At 70.6% G+C, this 24,381-nt stretch carries 19 protein-coding genes; 14 read left to right on the top strand and 5 right to left on the bottom strand.

The window, feature by feature from the left end; all coding sequences use genetic code 11:
• The first annotated feature begins 10 nt into the window (after nt 1-10).
• Nucleotides 11-1,219 (top strand): acetyl-CoA acetyltransferase, encoded by a 1,209-nt coding sequence (locus ABT009_RS29360; protein WP_351301368.1) that lies wholly within the window; start codon nt 11-13, stop codon nt 1,217-1,219.
• A 16-nt stretch (nt 1,220-1,235) separates the two neighbouring features.
• Entirely contained in the window at nt 1,236-2,030 is a 795-nt protein-coding gene (locus ABT009_RS29355; protein WP_351301365.1) for an SDR family NAD(P)-dependent oxidoreductase, read from the top strand.
• A gap of 76 nt (nt 2,031-2,106) precedes the next feature.
• Here the strand turns inward: ABT009_RS29355 and ABT009_RS29350 are convergent, their stop codons facing one another.
• Nucleotides 2,107-4,842, bottom strand: a complete 2,736-nt coding sequence (locus ABT009_RS29350; RefSeq protein WP_351301362.1) for an ABC transporter permease subunit — start codon at nt 4,840-4,842, stop codon at nt 2,107-2,109.
• Nucleotides 4,843-5,066: 224 nt separating this feature from the next.
• Between ABT009_RS29350 and ABT009_RS29345 the strand changes: the two genes are divergently transcribed.
• From ABT009_RS29345 to ABT009_RS29320, 6 genes are all read left to right on the top strand, one after another.
• Entirely contained in the window at nt 5,067-6,308 is a 1,242-nt protein-coding gene (locus ABT009_RS29345; protein ID WP_351301359.1) for an ABC transporter substrate-binding protein, read from the top strand.
• Nucleotides 6,309-6,335: 27 nt separating this feature from the next.
• Nucleotides 6,336-7,040 carry an ABC transporter ATP-binding protein gene (locus ABT009_RS29340; protein ID WP_351301356.1) on the top strand — a complete coding sequence of 235 codons (705 nt, stop codon included), beginning with the start codon at nt 6,336-6,338 and terminating at the stop codon, nt 7,038-7,040.
• Nucleotides 7,041-7,058: 18 nt separating this feature from the next.
• The gene (locus ABT009_RS29335) at nt 7,059-8,402 is read left to right on the top strand and encodes a phenylacetate--CoA ligase family protein (protein ID WP_351301353.1); all 1,344 of its coding nucleotides are present in this window, start codon (nt 7,059-7,061) and stop codon (nt 8,400-8,402) included.
• Nucleotides 8,399-9,823, top strand: a complete 1,425-nt coding sequence (locus ABT009_RS29330) for an acyl-CoA reductase (RefSeq protein ID WP_351301350.1) — start codon at nt 8,399-8,401, stop codon at nt 9,821-9,823. The genes ABT009_RS29335 and ABT009_RS29330 overlap by 4 nt, the downstream gene beginning before the upstream one ends.
• Nucleotides 9,824-9,927: 104 nt before the next feature.
• A complete protein-coding gene (locus ABT009_RS29325; RefSeq protein ID WP_351301347.1) occupies nt 9,928-11,922 on the top strand; it encodes an ABC transporter ATP-binding protein in 1,995 nt (664 codons plus the stop codon).
• A complete protein-coding gene (locus ABT009_RS29320; RefSeq protein ID WP_351301344.1) occupies nt 11,919-13,739 on the top strand; it encodes an ATP-binding cassette domain-containing protein in 1,821 nt (606 codons plus the stop codon). Before ABT009_RS29325 ends, ABT009_RS29320 begins: the two co-directional genes overlap by 4 nt.
• Before the next feature lie 130 nt (nt 13,740-13,869).
• Here ABT009_RS29320 and ABT009_RS29315 read toward each other — a convergent pair whose 3' ends face one another.
• The 3 genes from ABT009_RS29315 to ABT009_RS29305 all read right to left on the bottom strand — a co-directional run bounded on the left by ABT009_RS29315 (nt 13,870) and on the right by ABT009_RS29305 (nt 15,849).
• A complete protein-coding gene (locus ABT009_RS29315; protein ID WP_351301341.1) occupies nt 13,870-14,796 on the bottom strand; it encodes a peptidoglycan-binding protein in 927 nt (308 codons plus the stop codon).
• A gap of 196 nt (nt 14,797-14,992) precedes the next feature.
• Complete coding sequence (locus ABT009_RS29310; RefSeq protein ID WP_351301338.1) at nt 14,993-15,538, bottom strand: TMEM175 family protein; 546 nt, start codon at nt 15,536-15,538, stop codon at nt 14,993-14,995.
• Between the two features lie 149 nt (nt 15,539-15,687).
• Nucleotides 15,688-15,849 (bottom strand): hypothetical protein, encoded by a 162-nt coding sequence (locus tag ABT009_RS29305; protein ID WP_351301335.1) that lies wholly within the window; start codon nt 15,847-15,849, stop codon nt 15,688-15,690.
• A gap of 61 nt (nt 15,850-15,910) precedes the next feature.
• Here ABT009_RS29305 and ABT009_RS29300 point away from each other — a divergent pair, with 61 nt between their 5' ends.
• From ABT009_RS29300 to ABT009_RS29290, 3 genes are all read left to right on the top strand, one after another.
• Nucleotides 15,911-16,681, top strand: a complete 771-nt coding sequence (locus ABT009_RS29300) for an SDR family oxidoreductase (protein WP_351301332.1) — start codon at nt 15,911-15,913, stop codon at nt 16,679-16,681.
• Between the two features lie 74 nt (nt 16,682-16,755).
• Nucleotides 16,756-18,552, top strand: coding sequence for an acyl-CoA dehydrogenase (locus ABT009_RS29295; protein WP_351301329.1), 1,797 nt, complete (start codon nt 16,756-16,758; stop codon nt 18,550-18,552).
• Nucleotides 18,553-18,918: 366 nt separating this feature from the next.
• Nucleotides 18,919-20,748, top strand: a complete 1,830-nt coding sequence (locus ABT009_RS29290; RefSeq protein WP_351301326.1) for an ABC transporter ATP-binding protein — start codon at nt 18,919-18,921, stop codon at nt 20,746-20,748.
• 466 nt (nt 20,749-21,214) lie between these two features.
• Here ABT009_RS29290 and ABT009_RS29285 read toward each other — a convergent pair whose 3' ends face one another.
• Nucleotides 21,215-22,129 (bottom strand): LysR family transcriptional regulator, encoded by a 915-nt coding sequence (locus ABT009_RS29285; RefSeq protein WP_351301323.1) that lies wholly within the window; start codon nt 22,127-22,129, stop codon nt 21,215-21,217.
• A 79-nt stretch (nt 22,130-22,208) separates the two neighbouring features.
• Between ABT009_RS29285 and ABT009_RS29280 the strand changes: the two genes are divergently transcribed.
• The 3 genes from ABT009_RS29280 (at nt 22,209) to ABT009_RS29270 (ending at nt 24,368) form a co-directional block, all read left to right on the top strand.
• Complete coding sequence (locus ABT009_RS29280; protein ID WP_351301320.1) at nt 22,209-22,310, top strand: putative leader peptide; 102 nt, start codon at nt 22,209-22,211, stop codon at nt 22,308-22,310.
• A gap of 235 nt (nt 22,311-22,545) precedes the next feature.
• Nucleotides 22,546-23,100, top strand: coding sequence for an NADPH-dependent FMN reductase (gene ssuE / locus ABT009_RS29275; RefSeq protein WP_351301317.1), 555 nt, complete (start codon nt 22,546-22,548; stop codon nt 23,098-23,100).
• A gap of 65 nt (nt 23,101-23,165) precedes the next feature.
• Entirely contained in the window at nt 23,166-24,368 is a 1,203-nt protein-coding gene (locus ABT009_RS29270; protein ID WP_351301314.1) for an SfnB family sulfur acquisition oxidoreductase, read from the top strand.
• The last annotated feature ends 13 nt before the right edge of the window (nt 24,369-24,381 follow it).

Here is a 24,381-nt window from a genome sequence, read left to right as displayed (position 1 = left end):
GGACGGGCACATGGGCTCGCACGGAATTCGGGACCGGGTCGCGATCGTCGGCATGGGCTGCACGCCGTTCGGCGAGCACTGGACCCGATCGGCGGACGATCTGCTGGTCGACGCCGTGGGCGCGGCGGTGACGTCCGCCGGCATCACGCTCGACGACATCGACGCGTTCTGGTTCGGCACGCAGGCGTCCGGCGTGTCCGGGCTGGCCCTGAGCCGGACGCTCCGCCTGCCCTGCAAGCCGGTCACCCGCGTGGAGAACATGTGCGCGACTGGCTCCGAGGCCCTCCGCAACGCCTGCTACGCCGTCGCCTCCGGTGCGTACGACGTGGCGATGGCGGTCGGCGTGGAGAAGCTCAAGGACTCCGGGATGTCCGGCCTGTCCGGCACCGCGATTCCGGGCGCCGGCGACGACAGCCGCGGCGAGATCACCGCCCCGGCGAACTTCTCGCTCCTCGCCCCGGCGTACGCCGCCAAGTACGGGCTTGCGGAGGAGGAGATGAAGGACGTCATCACCCGTATCGCATGGAAGAACCACGTCAACGGAGCCCGCAACCCCCGCGCACAGTTCCGCAAGGAGGTCCCGCTGGAGCGCATCCGGTCGGCCCCGATCGTCGCGGGCATGCTCGGCGTGTTCGACTGCTCGGGCGTCTCCGACGGCTCGGCCGCCGCGATCGTCGTCCGTGCCGAGGACGCCTACAAGTACACCGACAAGCCGATCTTCGTGAAGGCGCTGTCCTTCGTCGCCGGCCCGGCGGACGGCCTCCTCGACCCGGAGTACGACTTCACCACCTTCCCCGAGGTCGTCGCATCCGCGCAGGAGGCCTACCGGCAGGCGGGCGTCACCGACCCGGGCGCCGAACTCGCCCTCGCCGAGGTCCACGACTGCTTCACGCCCACGGAGCTGGTCCTCATGGAGGACCTGGGCTTCTCCGAGCGCGGACAGGCATGGAAGGACGTCACCAGCGGGCTGTTCGATCTGGACGGCTCACTGCCGGTCAACCCCGACGGCGGCCTGAAGGCCTTCGGCCACCCCATCGGCGCTTCGGGCCTGCGCATGATGTTCGAGGCGTGGCTCCAGCTGCGCGGCGAGGCACCGCCCGAGCGGACGGTGAAGACGATCGCCGAAGGGCGCTCGCTCGCCCTCACGCACAACCTCGGCGGCGGACCGGGGGAATGCGTCTCCTTCGTGTCGATAGTCGGCAATGAACTCACCGATTGAGAAAGGCAGTTCGGCTATGGGGCGACTCGACGACAAGATTGCCATCGTGACCGGAGCCGCGTCCGGAATCGGCGCGGCCACCGCACGCCACCTGGCGGCCGAGGGCGCGCACACGGTGGTCGCCGATCTGAACCTCGACGGCGCCAAGGCGGTGACGGAGGAGATCCGCTCCGCCGGAGGATCCGCGACGGCGGTGCCGGTCGACCTGGGTGACGTCGAGAGCGTACGGGCCATGGTGGCCGCGGCGGTCGAGACGTATGGCGGCCTCGACATCCTGCACAACAACGCTGCCGCCACCCACCTGGCCGCCCGCCAGGACCTCGCCGTCGTGGATGCCGACCCGGCGGTCTGGGACGACACCATGCGGATCAACCTCCGCGGGACCATGGCCGCGATCCAGGCCGCGGTCCCGCACATGGTCGCCCGTGGCGGCGGCTCGATCATCAACACCTCGTCCGGGGCCGGGCTCGCGGGCGACCTGCGCAACCCCGCGTACGGCGCCTCGAAGGCCGCCATCATCAACCTCACGCAGTACGTCGCCACCCAGTACGGCAAGCAGGGGGTGCGCTGCAACGCCATCGCGCCCGGATTCATCGTCACGCCGGCGAGTGCCGGTTCGGCGCACGGGGCGATCCGGGAGGCGATGCTGCGCCACCACCTCACCCCGCGTCTGGGGCGGCCGGAGGACGTCGCCTCGGCGGTCGTCTTCCTCGCCTCCGACGAGTCCGCCTTCATCACCGGGCACACCCTGCGCGTGGACGGCGGGCTGCTGTCCCACCAGCCGTACGTCGCGGACCTGCGGGACGCGTGACGCCCCTCGCCCCGCGGTGCGCCAGGCCGGCCAGAGCGAGATGCGCGTCCCTGCGGCGGCGCACCTCGCCTCCGGCTCAGGCCAGCGCCTCCGGCTCCAGGTCGCCCAGGTAGGCCGCCCGCACCGCGGGATCGCGACGCACCTCCTCCGGGGTGCCGACGCAGATCCGGCGTCCGAAGTCGAGGACGACGACCTCGTCGCACACGCTCATGACCATGTCGACGTCGTGCTCGACGAGCAGCACTCCCATGCCCCACTCCTCGGCCAGCCGCCGCACCAGGTGGGCCAGCTCCTGCGTCTCGTCGTCGGACAGCCCCGCGGCCGGCTCGTCGAGGAGCAGCACGGACGGCGAGGTCGCCACCGCGCGGGCGATGGCCAGCAGCCGCCGCTCCCCGTACGACAGGTCGCCCACCGGCCGGTCCAGGCTGCCCTGCAGTCCGAACTCCTTTACCACCACGAGCACTTGGGCGGGAAGCGGGCGGCTGCCGGGGCGGACCAGATCAGTGAGGTACGCCCACGGACCGGGCCGGTCGCAGGCGGCGTACAGGTTGTCCAGGACGGTCATGTCCTCGAACAGTTCAAGCGACTGGAAGGACCGACTCAGTCCTGCTGCGGCCCGCCGGTGCACCGGCAGGCGTGTCACGTCCCGGTCGCCGAGGCGCACAGTGCCCGAAGCGGCCCGGGTGAAGCCGGTGACGGCGTCGATGGCGGAGGTCTTGCCGGCGCCGTTAGGGCCGATGAGGCCGACGACCCGGCCCGGCTGGACGTCGAGCGAGAGCCCGTCGACGGCGACCACACCGCCGTAGCGCACGGTCAGATCCCGCACGCACAGGGGGAGCGGTGCAGCGCGGTGTACGTCCCGCACGGCTGCTTCGTCCTCCTCCGCACGGTGCGCGGCCCGCACGGCCGCTTCTCCCTCCTCCCGTGCGACGGCACCCTGCTTCCGGGACAGCCTGCTTTGGATGCCCGCCGCCTGCCTGCCGAGCTCCCGCCCGATGCCGTCCTGGTTGCCCACCAGTGTCAGCACCAGGATGACCCCGCCGATCAGCGGCATCCACTCACTCAGCCCCGGGAGCACCCAGTCCCCGAAGCGTGCGCCGACCGTGCCTGCGGCAAACGTCGCGCCGAACAGCGGCCCGACGAGGAAGCCGACGCCGCCGATCACGGCGAGCCCGAGCGCGGTGATGGAGTCGAAGCTCGCGAAGTCGGCGAAGACCACCGAGGTCGAGCGGAAGCCGGTGAGCACTCCGGCGAGCGCGGCGATGGCCGAGGACAGTCCGAAGGCGTAGAGCTTGGCCGCGCGGACGTCGATGCCGAGGGCCGCCGCGGCCCGCTCGTTGGCCCGTACGGCGATGAGGCGGCGGCCGGTGCGGCTGCGCCGGACGTTGGCGACCACGAGTGCCGCGGCGACGAACATCACCAGCACCACGGCGGCGTACCGCTGCGGATGGTCGACTCCGGAGATGCCGATCCCGAAGAGTGTCTGCTTGCCCACCGCGATGCCGTCGCTGCCCGCTGTCGTGGACAGGTCGGTGTTCTGGAAGACCATCGCCTCCAGCGTGGTGCCGAGGCCGAGAGTGATGATCGCGAGGTTGACCCCGCGCGTGCGGACCGCAGGGAGGGCGAACAGCAGGCCGATCGGCACCGTGCCCAACACGCCCGCAAGCAGGGCGAGCTCGAAGGGCCATCCCCAGTCGGCCGCAGCGTGTCCGGCGATGAAGGCGCCGGTCCCGGCGAGGGCGTATGCCGCGAGGGAGACCTGTCCCGCGTACCCGGTGACTACGACGATCGACAGGATGATCAGCGAGAGTACGAGGGTGTTGGTGATCGCGTCGGCCCACAGCGGTGTGGACAGGCTCACCAGCAGCAGCCCGACCACGACGGCGAGCGCCAGCGGTACGGGGCGCACTTTTCCGGTGCCCAGGGCCGGCAGCCGGTCGAGGAACGTGCCGCGCAGCGGCAGCGCCCGGCCGCGCGCGACCAGCACCAGGGCGATGAAGAGGAAGGGCACAGACGCGGCGAGCCCGGTGACGCCGGAGCCGAAGCGGGTCAGTTCGGACTGCACGACCCCGATGACCAGACCGCCCGCCAGCGTGACGGGGAACGACGAGAACCTGCCGACCAGGGCGGCGGCCAGAGCGCTCAGCAGGAGCGTGGTCAGTCCGGTCACCGACAGACCGATGACCGGCACGATCAGGATGCCCGTCAGACCTGCGAGCGCCGAACCCAGCGCCCAGTTGGCGGTGGCGATCAGGTCGGGGGACCAGCCGAGCGAGGCGGCGGCGTTCTCGTTCTCCGCGACCGCGGTGGTGCCGAGGCCGAACAGGGTGCGCCGGTAGAGGAGATGGAGGGCCACGGTGACCACGACCGCGATGCCGAGGAGCCAGACGCGATCCTCGGAGACCGTCGCGCCCGCGATCGTCAGCAGCCGGGTCGGCAGCTTGCCCGGTACCAGCTGCAGGCTGTCGCCGTAGTGTTTGACGGCGACGGCGGTCAGCACGATGAACACCGCCAGGGTGCCGACCAGACGGGCCAGCGTGGACGCCCGGCGCAACGGGCGGATCACCAGCATATGGGTGAGCACCCCCAGCACCGCGGAGGCGACCACGCCGCACGCGACGGCAGGCCAGTACGCCACGCCGTGCTGAACGGCGAGCTCCCACTGCACATAGGCGCCGGCCATCCCGATCGCGCCGTGCGCGAGGTTCAGGACGCCGGAGCCCCGGTAGACCAGCACGATGCCGTGCGCGGTGAGTGCGTACAGGGCACCGAGCCCCAGGCCGAGCAGCGCGAAACGCAGGATGTCGTCCACCTGAAGAACCTCCCAGGGCCTACTCCTCAGGGCTTCATGAGTAGCGAACGCCGGGCGGGGCGGCAAGACCAGACAGCGTATTTATTTAAATAATTGTGTCGAGAGTACTTCACTAACCAAACGGCGCACTCCATGCTGTTCCGCATCTCGACGTCGCCCATCCGGGCTCCCCCGAGCTCTCGACTTCGCTCGACCAGGGGGACCCCCATCCCCGCGGAGGGACCATGAACGACTCACGCCGACGCAGAAGTGCCGCAGCAAGCTGTCTCGCGGTGACCGGAGTCCTGCTCGCCACCGGCTGCGGGGGAGAGGCCTCCGGCAGCTCGACGGAAACGACCTCGCTGAAGGGCACGCCCGTCAAGGTGATGGTCTGGGCGCCGGAGAACACCCAGGGCAGCGCCCAGCCCGGGATCCCGCTCACCGCCCAGGCCTACGAGAAGTGGATCAACGCCAACGGCGGGATCAACGGGGGCCCGCTGAAGGTGATCACCTGCAACGACAAGAACGACCCCGACGAGGCCGAGAAGTGCGCCCAGCAGGCGGTCGCCGACAAGGTAGTCGCGGTCGTCGGCTCCTACAGCCTGGCCGGGGACCGCTACATGCCCATCCTGCAGAAGGCCGGCATTCCTTACATCGGCGGGACCGGCGTCTCGGCGGCGGAGTTCTCCAACCCGCTGTCGTTCCCGGTCAACGGCGGCACGCCGGTGGTGTTCGCGGCCCACGGCCGGCAGCTGGTGCAGGAGGGCTGCAAGAAGATCTCCGGCGTACGGTACGACCTGGCCGCCGCCGCCATCGTCTCGAAGTTCCTCACTCTCGGAGTGACCTCCGCCGGAGGAGCGCCGCCGAAGGACCTGAAGGTGCCGGTCACCGCCACCGACCTCGCCCCCCAGGTCGCCGCCGCGACCAAGGGCAGCGACTGCGTGAGCGTGATCCTGGGTACGCACTCGGACCTGTTCGTGAAGTCGTACGTGCAGTCCGGCGCGAAGACGAAGCTCGGCAGCGTCGTCGGCAACCTCACCCCGCAGCTGGCCGAGAGCACCGGCGGTGGCGGCAGTCCGCTGGAGGGCGCCGCGATCACCGGCTACTACCCGCCGATCTCCGACGCCGCCTGGAAGGACTTCCTCGAAGCCACCCAGGGCAACAAGGACATCGACACCACCAACGGCGCCAACGCGACGACCTGGGTGGCGTTCAAGGTCTTCACCGAGGCCGCCGAGAAGCTGTCGAAGATCTCGGCCGAGGCCCTGGTGAAGGAACTCGACACGACGAAGGGCATCGACACCGGCGGCCTCACCCCGCCGCTGAACTGGAAGGCGTCGACGGCCCTGCCGATCAAGGGCCTGAACCGCATCCACAACGCCACCGCGACCGAACTGACCATCCGCGACGGCAAGATCGAGTGGGCGAAGTCCGGATCGACCTTCGTCGACGTCCGCAAGGTGCTGACGGCCAAGCCGGCCGGCTGACCGTGCCACGCGCAAAGGAGAACGTCCGTGCACGACACCGGACAGCCCTTGATCGAAGCCCGTGCCCTGTCCGCCGGATACGGCACCCTGCCCGTCCTGCGTGACCTCGATCTCGAGGTCCGCCCCGGCGAGGTCGTCGCGCTGCTCGGACCCAACGGCGCGGGCAAGACCACGACACTCCGGGCGCTGTCGGGCGACCTGACCCCGATGAGCGGCGAGGTGCGCTGGCTTGGCGGCACCGGCCGCGCACCACTGCACCGCCGCGCCCGTGAGGGTCTGGCGTACGTCGGTGAGCGGGCGGTCTTCACCCGCCTCGACACCGCGGACAACCTGCGCGTCGGCCGGGTGGGGGCGGATCGGGCCCTCGCACTCTTCCCCGAGCTCGAAAAACGGCTCAGGACCGGTGCCGGCATGCTGTCGGGCGGAGAGCAGCAGATGCTGTCGCTGGCGCGCGCGTTGTGCCGTACCCCCAAGCTGCTCCTGGCGGACGAGCTCTCCCTCGGCCTCGCCCCGCTCGTCGTCGACCGCCTCCTGCGGGCGGTGCGCGAGGCGGCCGACCGCGGTCTGGGAGCGCTGCTGGTCGAACAGCACGTGCGCAAGGTGCTGGACATCGCGGACCGCGTGTACGTCCTGCACCGCGGACGCATCGCCATGACCGGCACCCCGGAGGAACTCCGCGGAGACCTCGACGCGATCGAGTCCTCCTACCTCGCAAAGAACCCGACTTCATGACTGATTGAGGTGGTTGCTGTGCCCAGCGCACGCGAGCAGATCCGGGCCCTGGTCCTGTCCGGCGACACGTTCGACCATCCCGCCGATGAGGTGCGGGAGCTGCAGCTCGAAGCCGCGCGGGAGGCCTTCGCCGCCCACCGCGAGCGCATCCCGCTGCTGCGCACCCGGGCGGAGGAGACCGGCGTGCACGAGATCACCGGTCTCGAGGACCTCGTTCCCCTGCTGTTCTCGCACACCAGCTACAAGTCGTACCCCGTCTCCTTGATCACCGGCGGCCGGTGGGACCGGCTCCTGCGCTGGTACTCGACCGTCTCCGTGGTCGAACCGGGAGACGTCGACATCGAGGGCGTACGCGACATCGACGAGTGGACCGAACGCGTCACGGCCGCCGGCCATCGCCCGTACATCACCAGCGGTACGTCCGGGAAGGTCTCCTTCCTCAACTGCGACACAACGGACCTGCAGTTCCTGCACGACATCCTGGAACACCTCACCTGCTGGCCCGACCCCCTGCCGCCCAAGCCCACCCGCCGCGGTTACCTGCTCGCTCCGGCGAGCGGCCCGATGCGCTCCATCGACGGCTTCCGGTGGCACGCGGAGGTCTTCGCGCAACCCGGAGAGACACAACTGCTGACCGAGGACCCGCTGCGGGTGTCCGAACTGATGAGCAGCGCACTGCTACGCCGACGTATGGCGGAGGGCACCGCGACCCCGCAGGAGATCAGGTCCTTCGAGGCCGCGTCCCACGCCCGCGAGGAGGAACTGGGCGCGGCCGTGATCCGGATCGTCGACGACATCGTCGCGCACCGGGACGAACCGCTGCTGATCGCCGGGATGAACAACCAGCAGTTCACCCTGATCCAGGCCCTGCGGGCCCGCGGCGTGCCCGACGGAGGTCTCCACCCGGACACGCTGGTGCTCAGCGGCGGCGGCAACAAGGGCCGTGCGCTGCCCGACGACTACCAGCAGCAGTTCGCCGCCTTCTACCACGGCGTACGGCGGGTGCGCAGCTACGGCATGACGGAGCTCCAGGGGTCCTGCCTCGCCTGCGAGAAGGGCAACTACCACGTACCCCCGTGGGTGATCCCACTGGTACTGGACCAGGCCGGCGAGAAGTTGCTGAACCCCGAACACGGCGTCGTGGAGGGGCGGTTCGCGTTCCTGGACGTCTCCCTGGAAGGCCGCTGGGGCGGGCTGATCAGCGGTGACCGTGTCTCTGTGGACTTCTCGCCGTGCGACTGCGGCAGGCCGGGACCGGTCGTCCTGCCGGACATCCGGCGCTACGGGGACCTCGGCGGCGACGACAAGATCACATGCGCGGCAACACTCGACTCCTACGTGAGGGGGATGATCCACGGATGAGTGGCACGACGCTTGGCGGTGCCGAAGCACCCTCGCGGCAGGAGGGAACCCCCGGCCCGGTGGCCGTGGTGCACGTTGTCCGCGGAGAGATCGACCGGGGCCCGCACATCGGCCGCGGCAGCTCAGGCGCGGCCTTCACGGCTCCGGCCCTCGACCTGGACCGGCTGGTGTGGCCCCGTACCGAACCCGGACCCGCCTTCCACGTGCCCACCGCGGAGATCGTCGACCTGCTGGTGGAGACCGGCGAGGCCCTGAAGGCGGACCGGGAAGGCCTGCTCGCCGAAGCCCTGGATCATATGGTCCGGCTCAGCCCGCTCCCCGGGGAAGTGCTCGAACGCGCCTACGCCGCGCTGTGGCGCAGCTTCCAGCGGCCCGGCCTGTACGCCCAGATCGAGCACGAACTCGGCGGGGCGGAAGTGCTCGACGGCTGGCGCGAGCTGCGGTTGCCCGAGGGACGGATCGCGGCGATCCGAGCGTTCCCGCCGCGCCTGGTGCACGTCATCGCTGGCAACGCTCCCGGTGTGGCGGCGATGTCCGTCGTCCGCGGCGCCCTCACCAAGGGCGTCAACCTGCTGAAGCTGCCCTCGAACGACCTGTTCACCGCGACCGCGATCCTGCGCACGATGGCCTCGGTCGCCCCGGGCCATCCCGTGGTGCGCTCGTTCTCGGCGGTGTACTGGCGGGGTGGCGACGAGAAGGTGGAGAGCGTGCTGTTCCGCCCGCAGTTCTTCGACAAGCTGGTCGCCTGGGGCGGCGAGGCCACGATCCGCGGCGCGCTCAAGTACGTCGGTCCGGGATTCGAGCTCGTCTCCTTCGACCCCAAGACCTCCATCTCGGTGATCGGCCGCGAGGCCTTCGGCTCCGAGGAGGCGCTGGCGCAGGCCGCGGACGCGGCCGCGGCGGACGCCGCGTTCTTCAACCAGCAGGCATGCGTGGCCAGCCGCTTCCAGTTCGTCGAGGGTTCCCAGGAGGAGGCCGACCGCTACGCCGCGCTGCTGTGCGAACGCCTTGGTGTGGTCCGGGAGTTCAGTTCGGCCGACGGCCCGCGGGTCCCCGCGGAACTCCGCGAGGAGATCGACGTACTGCGGTCCCTGGCACCCGAGTACCGGGTGTGGGGCGGTTACGACGGCCGAGGCCTGGTCATCCGCTCCCCGGAACCGGTGGACTTCCACCCCGACGGAAAGATCGTCAACGTCGTCCCGGTCGCCGCCCTGACCGACGCCGTCGCGCATGCCGGGGTTGCCACGCAGACGGTCGGCGTCTACCCCGACGCGCGCAAGACGGAACTTCGCGACGCCCTCGCCTGCGCCGGGGTGCAGCGTGTGGTGTCGCTCGGGAAGGCGGGCGGTATGCCGCCGGGCCTGTCACACGACGGCTTCTATCCCCTGCAGCGTCTTATGCGCTGGGTGAACGACGAGTGACTCCGGAAAAGCCATTGAATTGTTTCAAGTTCGCGTGTTGAGTGACGGGCCGGGGCAGCTCACCACCCCTGCCACTTCGCCAACTCGTCCCGGAGCCGCCGCAGATGACGACAGCGCCGCCCATTCCCGATCCTCGTCTCTCCCTCGGTGCCCTCCACCCCCGCGAGCTGCGGGCCATGCTGGCCGAGCGGCTGCGCCTTCTCGCCCTGCTGCGCCACGCCGGGGGCGGCGCGCTGCTCGGTCTGGCCGGTCTCACCCTTGGCTCCGCCCTCGCGATGCCCGCGCTGGCTTTGGTCACCGCCGAGGTCGTGGACCGGGCGGCGCAGGGGGCGGAGGTGGTGGCGTTGCTGCCGTACCTGGCCGCTCTCGGTCTCGCCCTCCTGGTCCAGCAGTTGGTCTGGTCGCTCACCGAACTGGTGAAGGTCGCGGTCTCCCGGCCGATCGACGGCGCCCTGCGCTCACGCCTGCGCGCCCTCGCCCTCACTTCCCGCACCATCGCCCACCTCGAGGAGGGCGCCTTTCAGGACGACGCCCAGCGGGCCAGCGAGATCGGCGAAGGCTGGTGGGTGCGGTCCGCGGGCACCGCCGCCTTCAGCGCCGTCGTCGTTCTCGCGCGTCTGATCGGCGCGGCCGCCTCCGCCGTCGTCCTCGCCGCCCACTTCCCCATCCTCGCCGTACTGCTCCTGGCCGCCACGCTGCTCAACCGCTCAGCGCAGCGCCGCCAGTGGACCCACCTCGTCGCCGTCGGCGACCAACTGGCGGGCGGGCAGCGCCGGATCGAGTACTACGACGAGCTGGCCGCCGGTCTCGGCGCCGCCAAGGAGATCCGCCTCTTCGGCCTCGCCGACTGGCTGATCGGCCGACGCGCAGACGCCCACTGGGAGCTGCGCTCCCCGTACTGGGCGCTGCGCCGCAGCATCCTGCGCCGGCAAGGCTTCACCACGGCGCTGTCCGTCGCCTGCGGCGCCTCGGCCTTCCTCGTCCCCGGCATCGCAGCGACCCGCGGCGACCTCGGCGCGGGCGCCCTCGCGGGCTGTCTCACGGCCGCCTTCGGGATCTTCAGCGTCACCCAGACCGGCATGGAGACCTTCGACATCGAGTACGGGAAGGGGGCGCTCGCGGCCGTCGAGCGCCTGGAGCGGCGGTACGGGGAGGACGACGGTGCCGGCGTCCGGCACGCCGGTGACGAGGCGGTCACCACCTCTGGCCAACCCGCCCTTGCCGCGCCACGGAACACCGGCAAGGCCCCCGACGTACGGCTGGAAAACGTTTCATTCACCTACGCCTCGGCTGCGCGCCCCGTCCTCGACGGCCTCGACCTCGTCATCCGGCCCGGCGAGGTCCTCGCCGTGGTCGGCGTCAACGGCGCCGGCAAGACGACCCTCACCAAGCTCATCGCCGGCCTGTACCGGCCCTCCGCCGGGCGGGTCACCGCCGACGGGCAGGACATCGCGGAGCTGGACATCGAGGTCTGGCGGCGCCGCCTCGGCACGGTCTACCAGGACTTCGTCCGCTATCCCGCCACCGCCCGCGACAACATCGCACTCGGCGCGCCGGAGACCGTCGACCACCCCGAACTCGACGCGCTGATACGCGAGTCGGCCGGCCCGACCGGTGCCGTGGATCTCCTCGACTCCCTGCCCGAGGGGCCCGGCACCCTTCTGTGGCGCACCGGCTCCGAGGGCCGTGACCTGTCGGGCGGCCAGTGGCAGAAGCTCGCCGTCGCCCGCACCCTGCACGCCACGGCCCACGGCCGCGACATCGTCATCCTCGACGAGCCCACCGCCAACATGGACGTCAAGGCGGAACTGGAGTTCTTCCGTACCGTCGTCGCGGGATGCCGTGAGCGGGGCGTGTCCGTGGTGCTCATCTCGCACCGCCTGTCCACCATCCGCGACGCGGACCGCATCGTCGTCCTCGACGGCGGCCGCATCACCGAATCCGGCAGCCACGACCAGCTCCTCGCCGCAGACGGCGCGTACGCACGTCTGTGGCGCCTGCAGGCCGCCCGCTTCGAGGAATCACCTGCCGCCACCGACCAGACCCAGAGCCAGCCCCAGAGCCAGACCCAGCCCCAGACCCCGGAGCCTGCCGCATGAGAGGCCTCGCCGACCGCCTCAGCCGCCTCATCCACCGCTACGAGAACCTGCGCCTGGCCCGCCACATGCTGGCGCTCTCCTTCCGCGCCGCCCCGGTCGTGGCCGTCGTCAACATCGTGCTGATCCTGCTGCTCGCCGGCGGCACCGCGCTGACCGCCCTCGCGCAGCGTCAACTCGTCGACGCCGCAGGCCGGCACGCCATGACCGCCGTCCTGGTCGCCGCGCTGCTCGGCGTCCTCGCCCACGCAGGGTCCTTCGCCCTCGCCCATGTGCAGGGCGAGGTGCGCCAGGACCTCACCGTGCGCGTGGCCCGCGAGCTCGACCACGAGGTACTGGGCCTCACCGCCCGCATCCCCACCGTCGAGCACCTGGAGCGCCCCGAGTTCCTCGACCGGCTCACCGCCCTGCGCCGCGGCACTCAGGCCCTGGCCGCCTCGGTGTGGCGGGCAGCCCTCGGCGCCGCCTCGCTGCTCAGTCTCGTCCTCAGCGTGGTGCTCCTCGCCGGGATCCACCCCGCTCTCGTCCTGCTCGTGCCCTGCGCCCTGCCCACCGTCGTCCTGGCGGGCCGCGGCCGCGCCCACTATCGCTCCGTCCTGGACGACTGCACCCAACACGACCGTCTCGAACGGGAACTGCATGCCCTGTGCCTGAAGCCGGAGCCTGCCAAGGAAGTGCGCATCGCCGGCTCGGGACCCGTCCTCGACCGGCGCGCCCGCGCCCTGTGGGACGACACCAGCCTCCGCCTCGTGCGCGCCCGCGCTCGGGCCGTGGCGTATGAGGCGGCGGGCTGGCTGGTGTTCGTCGCCGCCGTCATCGCCGCCCTCGCCTACGCCCTCCACCTGTATGCCCGCGACCGGGCCTCGCTCGGCGACCTCGTCCTGCTGCTGTCCCTGGCGCTCGCCCTCAGCAACCAGATCGCCAACGTTCTGTTCAACCTGGGCTCCGTCGCCGATGCGGGCCACGTCACCCGCCACTACCTCTGGCTGCACACCTATGCCGAGACGGCCGCCCGTGCCGACGGCCGCCCCGCGCCCGAGCGGCTGGAACAGGGCATCCAACTGCGCGGCCTCACCTTCGCCTACCCCGGAGCCGACGGCACCCCGATCCTGAAGGACGTCGACCTCGACCTGCCCGCCGGATCCACCCTCGGCCTCGTGGGCATCAACGGCGCAGGCAAGTCCACCCTCGTCAAGCTGCTCACCGGGATGTACGAACCGACGGCAGGGGAGATCCGCGTCGACGGAACACCGCTGAGCTCCCTCGCCCCGGCCTCCTGGTCGGCCCGCTGCTCCGGCACCCTGCAGGACTTCGCCAAGCTGGAGTTCCTCGCCCGCGAGAGCGTCGGCGTCGGCGACCTGCCGCGGATCGACGACCGGGATGCCGTTGCCGGGGCCGTCGAGCGCGCGGGCGCCCGCCCCCTTGTAGACGGCCTTCCACAGGGACTCGACACCCAGCTCGGCACCGTCTTCGAGGGCGCCGACCTGTCCCACGGCCAGTGGCAGAAGCTCGCCCTCGCCCGCGGCCTGCTGCGCACATCCCCGCTCCTGCTGGTCCTCGACGAGCCCACCTCCGCCCTCGACCCGCAGGCCGAACACGAACTGTTCGAGCAGTTCATCGCCCACGCCCGCGAAGCCGCCCGGGAGCGCGGTGCGATCACCGTCCTGGTCTCACACCGCTTCTCGACCGTCCACATGACCGACCGCATCGCCGTCATCGACGGCGGCCGCGTCGTCGAGTACGGCACGCATGCCGAACTCCTCGCCGCGGGCGGCGCCTACGCCGAGCTCTACTCCGCGCAGGCCCGCGCGTACGCGTGAGCCCTCGGCCCTGGCCGACGCAGCGGCTGGGACGTAAGGGACGCCGAGGAACGGCGCCGTCGGTGCGCCGCCGACGAGCCCCCGTCAGGCCGCTGGACACGACACTGACGGGGACTCGGCGCTCCGTGGCTCAGGAGAACAGCAGGCGCCAGGTGAGCGGGCCCGGGTGCCCGTCGGCGTCGCCGCGCAGCTCCGTGCGGGACTTCTGGAAGTCGCGCACGTTCAGGCGGTCGGCCTCGCCCCATGTCCTGCTCGGGCCCACCTTGTAGTGGTCGCCGAAGCCCCGCTTCACCAGCTGCTTGCCGAGCTGGAGGACGTACTTGTTCGAGGCCCCGTCGCGGAAGTACTTGCGGCCGGGGAACGCGGGGACGGACGGCTTGGATGGCGTCGACGGTGTGGGGTCCTCTGGGGCGTCGTCCCCGAGGTCCAGTTCGGCCTTGGCGTACTTGAGGATCCTGGAGAAGTCGATCGCTCCCGGGTCGCCATGTACGTTCTCGGGCACGTGCATGTGCCCGCACACGCCCTTGAACGCTGTCCACTGGGCGCCGGTCATCCGCTGGCCGCCGGCGTTCCCGTACGACGCCGGGTACGCCGGCCACTGCTTAGGGCCGGACAGCGGAACGCCGTGCTCCTCGTGCATCCACGAGAGGAACCGCGCTATGCCGCGCAGCGCCCAGTCAGGGGCGTCCGGCCAGTAGACGTGGTCCTGGCCGGCGGCCTTCCACTTCGCATGCGTCTTGGGGTCGCAGGTGCCGACCAGCTCGACCTGGCACACGTTCAGGGTGTTCGTCTCGACGCCGCCTCGCAGGTTGACCAGCGCTCTGGACGAGGTCTCTATGTCGAAGTGCTGGTACCACTTCAGCTTCTTGGCACCCAGGTCGGGGACCGCCGTCAGATTCGGCGCCAAGGAACCACCGCCGTAGCCGGGCAGCGTGCGGCCTTCGGTGGTGTGCAGAACGACGACATTGACCTCCATCGCGTCACCGCCGAAGTCGTCCTGGTACCAGTTGGCACGGCTCGCGCCCGGGAAACGCTGGGGTCCTGTCTTGGTGGTCAACTGCTGCCTCCTGGGCTCGGTGTTCTCGCGGAGTTCGCGGGTCGATCAAAGGGATATGGCCTAATAGCCTTGATAGATACCGCTGTTGACCAAGATGTCGATGGGACGCGAGTGGTTCCGCCGCCGTGCCTCCGCCCTCCCTGAGCCGAGTCTGGGTGCCGAAGCAGAGGCGCCCCTGAGTCAGCGCAACATGCAGTCAGCCGGCACGTGCCGCGATCCTGTCGGCCCATACGGAAAGAGGTACGGCGGCAGCCCAGCTGTAGATCGCGGCGGCGGGGGAGATGCGTGCGATCCCTACGGAGAGCAGAAACACGAAAGCCTGAGCAGGGAGCGGGGTACACCGCCAGGACCTTCCGGAGGCGCGGCAGATATGCAGGGCCATCGCATACAGCAGCAGTGCAGCCGTGCCGATGACGGCGCCGTACAGACCCGGACCGAGGAACTGGTCGCCGTAATCCTCCAGGACACGGGTGGGAAACGGGATCAAGGAGACCAGAACCAAGAATCCGACATTGAGCCAGAACAAGTATGAGTCGATCCGCTCCACGCTGCGAAGCGCCTCGTGGTGGGCCCGCCAGAAGAGCGCGATCACCACCGCGCTCAGCAGGAAGGCGCCCAACTGGGACTGAACCTCATCCAATGCCCGGCTCAGTTGGGCCCCGCGAAGGCCCTCGGACAGCTGGATGTCCAGCACGAGCAGTGTCATGGCGATGGCCACCACACCGTCGGTGAGAGCGAGCATCCTTTCCTTCGGTACGGCACCCACTCCGGGACGGACGCGTGTGACGGGTGGTCGCTGGGGGGTCTTCTCCATGGCACCTGTCGTAGCACCCGCACGTCCGCGGGTGGTGCCGGCGAAAAACGTGTCGAGCCCGTACGACTCCCCGTAGATCAGTGCGAGCGAGCCGCCAGCACATGCTCGGCGACCTCGGCCACGGGTGCCACCCAGACGCGGTAGTCGCGCGCCAGCCGACGGCAGAATTCCTCGAGAACGCGGGCGCGCACGGTCTGCCGGCCGTGGCTGCCGAAATCGTGTTGACGTGTTCTAAGCAACCGCTTAGTATCCGGGCGAGGCTCGCGCCTCGTACCCGATCACCGCCTCTTGGAGTCCGCTGTGACCTCACTGTTCTCTGTCTCCGGCAAAACCGCCCTGGTCACCGGAGGGTCCCGCGGTATCGGACTGATGATCGCCCGAGGCCTGGTCCAGGCCGGTGCCAAGGTCTACGTCAGTTCCCGCAAGGCGGAGGCCTGCGAAGCGGCGGCCGCTGACCTGCAGCAGTTCGGCGAGGCCGTACCGCTGCCCGCCGACCTCTCGCAGGAGGCGGAGTGCCGCCGCATCGCCGACGAGATCGCCGCACGCGAGGAGCACCTGCACATCCTCGTCAACAACGCCGGCGCGACCTGGGGCGCACCACTGGACGAGTTCCCCGTCAGCGGCTGGGACAAGGTGATGGACCTCAACCTGCGCAGCCCCTTCCTGCTGACCCAGGCGCTGCTCCCGCTGCTGCGCAAGACCGGCTCCCACGACGACCCCGCACGCGTGATCAACGTCGGCTCCATCGACGGTCTCCACGTGAGCCCCCTGCCGGCCTACTCCTACGCGGCGAGCAAGGCCGGGCTGCACCACCTGACCCGGGTCCTGGCCAAGGAGCTCGGCCCGCAGGGCATCACCGTCAACGCGATCGCCCCCGGCCCGTTCGAATCCAAGATGATGGCCGCCACGCTGCAGGCGCACGGCGACGCCGTGGCCGAGTCCGCTCCGCTGCGACGGATCGGACGCCCCGACGACATGGCCGGCGTGGCGGTCTATCTGTCCAGCCGGGCCGGAGCGTACGTCACCGGCGCGGTGATCCCCGTCGACGGCGGCATCGGCACCACCGTCTGAACCGCCGCCCGGACGCGAACCCGTAGCCGTTACCCGTACCCGCTTCCGCCGCCCTCCCCGATCGGACCCACGCCATGGACTCCCTGCTGCTCTCCCGCCGCGACCTCGACTTCCTGCTCCACGACTGGCTGGACGTCACGGCCCTGACCCGCCGATCCCGCTACGCCGACCACGACCGGGACACCTTCGACGCAGTGCTGGACCTCAGCGAGGCCATCGCGACCCGGCACTTCGCCCCGCACAACAAGAAGAACGACGCCGAGGAGCCCCGCTTCGACGGCGAGCGGGTGCACATCATCCCGGAGGTCAAGGAGGCGCTGCGGGTCTTCGCCGAGGCCGGCCTGACCGGCGCCGGCATGGACTACGAGGTCGGCGGGCAGCAGCTGCCCACCGTGGTCGCCAACGCCTGCACGGCCTGGTTCCAGGCCGCCAACGTCGGCACCGCCGCGTACCCGTTCCTCACCATCGGCAACGCCAACCTCCTCCAGGCGCACGGCAGCAAGGAGCAGGTCGACACCTACGTGCGGCCCATGGTCGAGGGCCGCTTCTTCGGCACCATGTGCCTTTCGGAGCCGCAGGCAGGCTCCTCGCTGGCCGACATCACCACGCGGGCGGTGCCGCAGGACGACGGTACGTACCGGATCACCGGGACCAAGATGTGGATCTCCGGTGGCGACCACGAGCTCAGCGAGAACATCGTCCACCTGGTGCTGGCCAAGATCCCCGGCGGTCCGGTGGGCGTGAAGGGCATCTCGCTGTTCATCGTGCCCAAGTTCCTCGTCGAGCCGGACGGGGGCCTGGGCGAGCGCAACGACGTGGTGCTGGCCGGCCTCAACCACAAGATGGGCTACCGCGGCACCACCAACACCCTGCTCAACTTCGGCGAGGGCCGGCACACCCCGGGCGGCACCCCGGGCGCGGTGGGCTACCTGGTGGGAGAGCCCCACCACGGGCTCGCGTACATGTTCCACATGATGAACGAGGCCCGCATCGGCGTCGGACTCGGGGCCACGGCGCTCGGCTACACCGGCTATCTGCACGCCCTCGACTACGCCCGCACCCGCCCGCAGGGCCGCCCGCTGACGGGCAAGGACGCCAGCGCTCCGCAGGTCCCCATCATCGAGCACGCCGACGTACGCAGGATGCTGCTGGCACAGAAGAGCTATGTCGAGGGTGCCCTCGCTCTCAGCCTCTACTGCAGCCGCCTGCTCGACGAGGAGCGCACCGCCGAGCAGGAGGCCGAGCGCGCCCGCGCCCGGCTGCTGCTCGACGTCCTGACGCCCGTCGCGAAGAGCTGGCCGTCGCAGTGGTGCCTGGCCGCCAACGACCTCGCCATCCAGGTGCACGGCGGCTACGGCTACACCCGCGAGTACAACGTCGAGCAGTTCTACCGGGACAACCGCCTCAACCCCATCCACGAGGGCACCCACGGCATCCACGGCCTTGACCTGCTCGGCCGCAAGGTAGTCATGAACGGCGGCGCAGGGCTCAGGCTGCTCCTCGAGACCCTCGCGGCAACCACCGCCCGGGCCACGGCGGCCGGTGGCGAGGCGGCTGAGCTGGCCGCCCGGTTGGAGCAGGCCGCGGCCCGCGTCGAGCGCACCACCGCCAAGCTGTGGTCGACCGGAGACCCGGGGACCGCCCTGGCCAACGCCTCCGCCTACCTGGAAGCCGTCGGCCACGTGGTGCTGGCCTGGATCTGGCTGGAGCAGTTCCTCGCGCTCAAGGACGACGCGGACGACTTCCACGACGGCAAGCGACAGGCGGCCCGTTACTTCTTCCGGGTGGAACTTCCGCGGACGGGACCGCAGTTCGATCTCCTCGACAGCCTGGACCGCACCGCGGCGGACAGCCAGCCCGAGTGGTTCTGAGCCACGGCCCGCAGTCCCTGCCATCCCCCAATTCCGGGCCGTACGCGACTTCTGGGACCGTACGGCCCGCACCGACCCCACACCTCTCCGGCCGGAAGTCGCACCTGTGTGCGACCTTCCGCCGGCTGAGAAAAACGCTTGGACTCCCCGTGCGCCGTCGCGGGACACTGCGATTCCTGGCCTCCCCGTACTCGCACTGATGCACCGCCGCGAGTTGCGCGGGGGCTCCGTCGTCGTGCCCGCAACTCGGAGGACCACCCGAGCGAGGGCACCAACTCGAACCGAAGCTCCGCGCGGCCAGTGAGGGCAACGGCTTCTCCGCCGAGAAGCCTGTGGCGGGCTGCCGCACGACCACAAAGGGTTGGGATGGGATCGCCTGAATCGCGCGAGACTCCGCCGGGCAAAGGCTCGGTGCTCCTCGCACTTCGATATTACGGACGGGAGTTGGCGCGGCTCCGATGGCTGACGGTGCCCGCGATGCTGATGCCGGCGCTGGGCAACATCGGCCTCAACTACATCGCGCCGCTGGTCGTCGCAAAGCTCGTCGGCCGAATCGCCGACGACTCCGGCATCTCCGTCGGCTCGACGCTGCCCTACGTCCTCGGCTTCGCCGGCGTCCTGCTGCTCGCGGAGGCGTTGTGGCGCATCGGCCTGCACTGCTTGAACCGCCTTGGCGCCCTCGGTATCGAGCACCTGTACGTGATCGGCATGGACGAGCTGTTCGCCAAGGACGCCGCGTTCTTCCACGAGAACTTCGCCGGGTCGCTGACCAAGCGGGTCCTGAGCTTCGCCTCCCGCTTCGAGGAGTGGATCGACACGCTGACGTTCTCGGTCGTGGGCAGCTTCGTGCCGCTGGTGTTCGGTTCGGTGGTGCTGTGGCGTTACGAACCGCTGCTCGTCGTCGGGCTCCTGGCGATGATCGCACTGACGGCGCTGTGCGTGGTGCCCCTCATCCGTCGCCGCCAGGCGCTCGTTCGCCAGCGCGAGGAGGCGATCGCCCGGGTGTCGGGCCACGTCGCCGACAGCCTGATGAACATGGACACGGTACGGGCGTTCGCCGCAGAGGAACGCGAGGCCGCTGAGCACCGGTCCCGCGTCGCCGCGTCACGGCGGCTCACGCTGAGGTCGTGGGACTACGGCAACCTGCGCATCGACACGCTGGTCGCGCCGATGTCCGTGCTGACCAACGCGCTGGGCTTGCTGATCGCGGTCGCGGTCGGGGGGAGTGGGCAGGGCGTAGAGGCGGTCGTGGTCGCCTTCACGTACTACTCCAACGCGACGCGGATCATGTTCGAGTTCAACCAGATCTACCGCCGCCTGGAGAGCTCGATGACAGAGGCCGCGCAATTCACCGAACTGCTCCTGAAACCGCCGACCGTGCTCGACCCGGCATCGCCGGAGCCGCTGAAATCTCGGGGCGCCGACGTCCGCTTCGAGCAGGTGACCTTCGCCCACGGGGGCGGGAAGCCGCTCTTCGAGGGCCTCGACCTGGCCGTGCCCAGCGGGACGAAGATCGGTCTCGTCGGCCGGTCCGGCGGGGGCAAGACCACGCTCACCCGGCTGCTGCTGCGGATGACGGACATCGACGCCGGCCGGATCCTGATCGGGGGTCAGGACATCAGCAGGCTGCGCCAGGCCGACCTGCGGGGCCTGATCTCCTACGTGCCGCAGGACCCGGCGATGTTCCACCGCACGCTGCGGGACAACATCGCGTTCGCCCGCCCGGACGCCACCGACGCCGAGATCCGCCGCGCGGCCGAGGCGGCGCACGTCACGGAGTTCGCCGACGCGCTGCCAGAAGGCTTCGACACCATGGTGGGCGAGCGCGGCATCAAGCTGTCCGGCGGACAGCGCCAACGGGTCGCTCTCGCCAGGGCGATCCTGCGCGACGCGCCGATCCTGCTGCTCGACGAGGCGACCAGCGCCCTGGACTCCGAGAGCGAGCTCCTCGTCCAGGAGGCGCTGTGGCGGCTCATGGAGGGGCGGACGGCGCTCGTGGTGGCGCATCGGCTGAGCACGGTCGCCACCATGGACCAGCTCGTCGTCCTCGACCGCGGACGGATCATCGAGCAGGGCACGCACCACGAGCTGCTCGCCGCGGACGGCGCCTACGCGAAGCTGTGGCAGCACCAGTCGGGCGGCTTCCTCGACGAAAGCCCTGTCGAGGACAGCCCCGCGCGGGCCGACCTGCACTGAACGCGAGCTCGGCGGGCGTGGCGCTGCGCCCGCCGACAGTCGTCGGCTGCTGCCGTCCCATGGCCTACCGCCGGCGCCCGCTGCGCCCACTCCGCGGCGTGCTTCCAGGAGCGCGCCGGGCGGCGTCGCGAGCGGCGCGCCCGGCACGGCGTCGTAGGGCGATCAGAGGGTCCGACGCCCATGATTTCTACAGCAACGTAGAAACTAGCGGCCCGGCGGATAAGTTCCCGCGAATTCCGGGAGGTTCGTCGGGGAGGGCTCTACAGTTGCGCGACCCCTCGCCATATCGGGCCCGTGTGTCAGCGGTAGGCGGCGAACGGTCTGCTTCGTGTTGGGGCAGTTGCCCGCAGCGCGGTAGCGGCAGCACGCAGGTGAGGTAGCCGCCCGCGGCGGCTCGTGGTGCTCCGGACGTGGTCTGACAGTCTGCCGACGGCCAAGGTCCGGGCGCCGTGCCAGTGCCCAGCGGTCAGGGCTGGTACCGCCGTGCCCGCTCCAGCAGGGTGTCGTGCAGATCCCGTGCCGCGCGAGGGTACGAGCCGGAACGGCGGCGCTGGACCACCATGAGGACCTCGACGCCGGTGCCCGTCTCGCCATCGGCGATCGGGCGCCAGGTGATGGCGCCGCTGCGCTCCAGCGGATCTCCGATGACGCTGAAGTCGGGCAGTACGGTGGCGCCCAGCCCCTCCGCGACCATCAGTTTGCCCATCTCGGCGCCGTCGGTGGAGTACGAGAAAGCCGGGGTTCGCCCGCGCAGCAGCCGGTGCATGAAGCGGTGCATCTCATAGCCTGCCCGCATCACGATCAAGGGCTCGCGCAGCAGGGCGTCGACGGTCACGGCGGAGTGCGTGGCCAGCTGACTGTCCGGGCGCATACAGACCACCGGGCGGCCGCGCAGCAGCCCGGTGGACTCCAGGTCGGGCGGGAGGTCGTCGCCGGTGAGGTAGTTCACGAGGCCGAGGTCGAGGCCGCCCTCGGACAGCATCCGGTGGATCTCGGCCTGTTGGGCGGTGACGACCTCGACCTGGGTCTGCGTGTGCGCGGCGCGGAATTCGCGCACGGTGGGGACGAGAAGGGGGACGGTCGCGGCGTGCACCGTGCCGAGCCTGACCATGCGGCTGACCTGGTGCTGGTGGTCGGCGGCCCGGCGCAGCCGGTCCACCGCCTCCAGGACGGCGGCGACATGCGGCAGCAGTTCACGGCCGGCGTCACTGGCACGGGCCCCGGAGCGGCGGCGGTCCAGCAGTTCGACGCCGAGCTCACGCTCCAGATTGCGGACGGTTTCGCTGAGCGCGGGCTGCGAGAGGTGCAGCTCCTCGGCGGCGCGGCGCAGGGAACCGAGCCGTGCGACGGCCTGGAGATACTCGAGCTGTTCGATCCGCATGAAAGGGGAACCCTATCAACCCATCGCGGATACGAGCCGGGCCCCCGCTCGACCGGTCGGCATGCGACCTGGTTGAATCATGCTCATGATCAAGCGCAACGACCTCACGCGGCGACGCCACGTCGACCTCGTGCGTGTGTCCAGCGCCCTCTGTGCGTGTTGTTGTCGCGCCGCGCGCTGACCCGGCTCACCTTCGCGCTTTCCCTCGCCGACGGCTGACGTGCCCTGATGCGTCCTGCTTCCTGACACTCCGTCGGCCACGGCATGACCCCTCATCTTGAGGCGTTCGTTGAGACGTTCGGGCAGTGTCCGACCGCGCCCGGTGCCGTGCCCGAGCCCGGCTCAAACCCGCCGCAGCGCACCGCCTGTCCGCCCGCTGCCGCACCTCGCCCACTCACTCAAGGAGCTCCACCCCCATGCCCACCGTGCTCTCCGTCTCCGGAAGCCCCTCCCCGACCTCGCGCACCGGCCGTCTGCTGCGCCACCTCGACGCCCGGCTGACCGCGCAGGGGCATGAGGTGGTCCCGCTGGACGTGCGCACGCTGCCTGCGGATGCGCTGCTCGGGGCGGATCCGACACATCCGGCGATAACCGGAACGGCGGAGCTGTTCGAGGGCGCCGACGGGGTGGTGATAGGGACTCCCGTTTACAAGGCCGCCTACTCGGGTCTGCTCAAGACACTGCTCGACCTGCTGCCGCAGTACGCGCTGGCCGGCAAGGCCGTCCTGCCGCTGGCCACCGGCGGCAGCCCGGCGCACGTCCTGGCAGTGGACTACGCGCTGCGGCCGGTGCTCAGCTCCATGGGCGCCGACCATGTGCTGCCCGGCCGGTTTGTAGTGGACAAGCACATCACGGTCGCCGCCGACGGGACGGTGTCCCTCCCGCCGGAGACCGCCCGCGAACTGCACCAGGTCGTCGACGGGTTCTCCGCCGCACTCACAGCCCGCCGCTCCCTCGCCCTCGCCGGCTGACGCCGAGGCACCCGCAAGCCGACGCCCCTACCGACACCCCTGCATCTGACCGGAGCCTCCCAGCCGTGACCACCACAGCACCCCCCACCGCCACGGTCATCCGAAACGATGACGAAGCACTCGCCACCGCCCGCGCTCTGGCGGCCGAGTTCGCCGCCGGAGCCGAGCGTCGGGACGCCGAACGCCTTCTCCCCACCGCCGAACTAGACCGGCTCTCCGCCAGCGGCCTGCTCGGCATCACCGTCCCCGCCGAGTACGGCGGGGCCGACGTCTCGATCGCGACCCTGGCCGAGGTGTTCCGCCTTCTCGCCGCGGCCGACCCCAGCCTCGCCCAGATCCCGCAAAGCCACTTCGCCTACGTCAACGTGCTGCGCGCCCAGGGCATGCCGGAGCAGCAGCGCTTCTTCTTCGCCGAGATCCTGGCCGGCAAGCGCCTCGGCAACGCCCAGTCCGAGGCCGGTACGAAGCACGTACAGGACTACCGCACCCGGCTGACGGCCGAGCCCGACGGCGGCTACCTCCTCAACGGCACCAAGCACTACAGCACCGGTGCACTCTTCGCGCACTGGGTGCCGGTGCTGGCCCGCGCCGAGGACGAACTGCTGCACGTCGCCTACGTCCCCCGGGACGCACCCGGGCTCACCGTGGTCGACGACTGGGACGGGATGGGCCAGCGCACCACCGCCAGCGGCACGGTCCGCCTGGACGGTGTCCGCGTGCCCGCCGAGCATGTCGTCCCGCACCATCTCACCTTCACCGGCCCGCAGTTGCACGGTGCGGTCGCGCAGCTCCTGCATGCCGCGATCGACGTCGGCATCGCCGGGGGCGCGCTCGCCGAGGCCGCGGAGTTCGTCCGCACCCGCACCCGCCCCTGGTTCGAGGCCGGGGTCGAGCATGCAACCGAAGACCCGCTGCTCGTCCAACGCTTCGGAGAGCTGGCGGTGCGGCTGCGTGCGGCCGAGGCGCTCCTTGAACGCGCCGCCCGGGAGGTGGACGCGGCCCGCGCCGACCTCACCGATGCCTCAGCGGCCGCCGCCTCGATCGCCGTCGCCACCGTGAAGGCCTTCGCCGACCCGGTGGCGGTGGAACTCTCCGCCGCGCTCTTCGAGGTCTCCGGCACCCGCTCCAGCCTGGCCTCTTTGAACCTGGACCGGCACTGGCGCAACGCCCGCACCCACACCCTGCACGACCCCTCCCGCTGGAAGGTCCAGCACATCGGCCGCTACGTCCTGAACGGCACCCCGCCGCCCCGCCACGGACTGCTCTGACCCGCTCGCCCAC

Origin of the sequence: Streptomyces sp. NPDC002896 (assembly GCF_040295225.1) — a bacterium.
Classification (GTDB): Bacteria; Actinomycetota; Actinomycetes; order Streptomycetales; family Streptomycetaceae; genus Streptomyces.
Note: the sequence above shows the minus strand (reverse complement) of the source record. Positions and strands in the feature narration are given on the sequence as shown.

Coding starts and splice junctions, on each gene's coding strand:
- ABT009_RS29360 (WP_351301368.1), top strand. CDS start 11: ATGGGCTCGCACGGAATTCGGGACCGGGTCGCGATCGTCGGCATGGGC.
- ABT009_RS29355 (WP_351301365.1), top strand. CDS start 1,236: ATGGGGCGACTCGACGACAAGATTGCCATCGTGACCGGAGCCGCGTCC.
- ABT009_RS29345 (WP_351301359.1), top strand. CDS start 5,067: ATGAACGACTCACGCCGACGCAGAAGTGCCGCAGCAAGCTGTCTCGCG.
- ABT009_RS29330 (WP_351301350.1), top strand. CDS start 8,399: ATGAGTGGCACGACGCTTGGCGGTGCCGAAGCACCCTCGCGGCAGGAG.
- ABT009_RS29325 (WP_351301347.1), top strand. CDS start 9,928: ATGACGACAGCGCCGCCCATTCCCGATCCTCGTCTCTCCCTCGGTGCC.
- ABT009_RS29320 (WP_351301344.1), top strand. CDS start 11,919: ATGAGAGGCCTCGCCGACCGCCTCAGCCGCCTCATCCACCGCTACGAG.
- ABT009_RS29310 (WP_351301338.1), bottom strand. CDS start 15,538: ATGCTCGCTCTCACCGACGGTGTGGTGGCCATCGCCATGACACTGCTC.
- ABT009_RS29295 (WP_351301329.1), top strand. CDS start 16,756: ATGGACTCCCTGCTGCTCTCCCGCCGCGACCTCGACTTCCTGCTCCAC.
- ABT009_RS29290 (WP_351301326.1), top strand. CDS start 18,919: ATGGGATCGCCTGAATCGCGCGAGACTCCGCCGGGCAAAGGCTCGGTG.
- ABT009_RS29285 (WP_351301323.1), bottom strand. CDS start 22,129: ATGCGGATCGAACAGCTCGAGTATCTCCAGGCCGTCGCACGGCTCGGT.
- ABT009_RS29280 (WP_351301320.1), top strand. CDS start 22,209: ATGCTCATGATCAAGCGCAACGACCTCACGCGGCGACGCCACGTCGAC.
- ssuE (WP_351301317.1), top strand. CDS start 22,546: ATGCCCACCGTGCTCTCCGTCTCCGGAAGCCCCTCCCCGACCTCGCGC.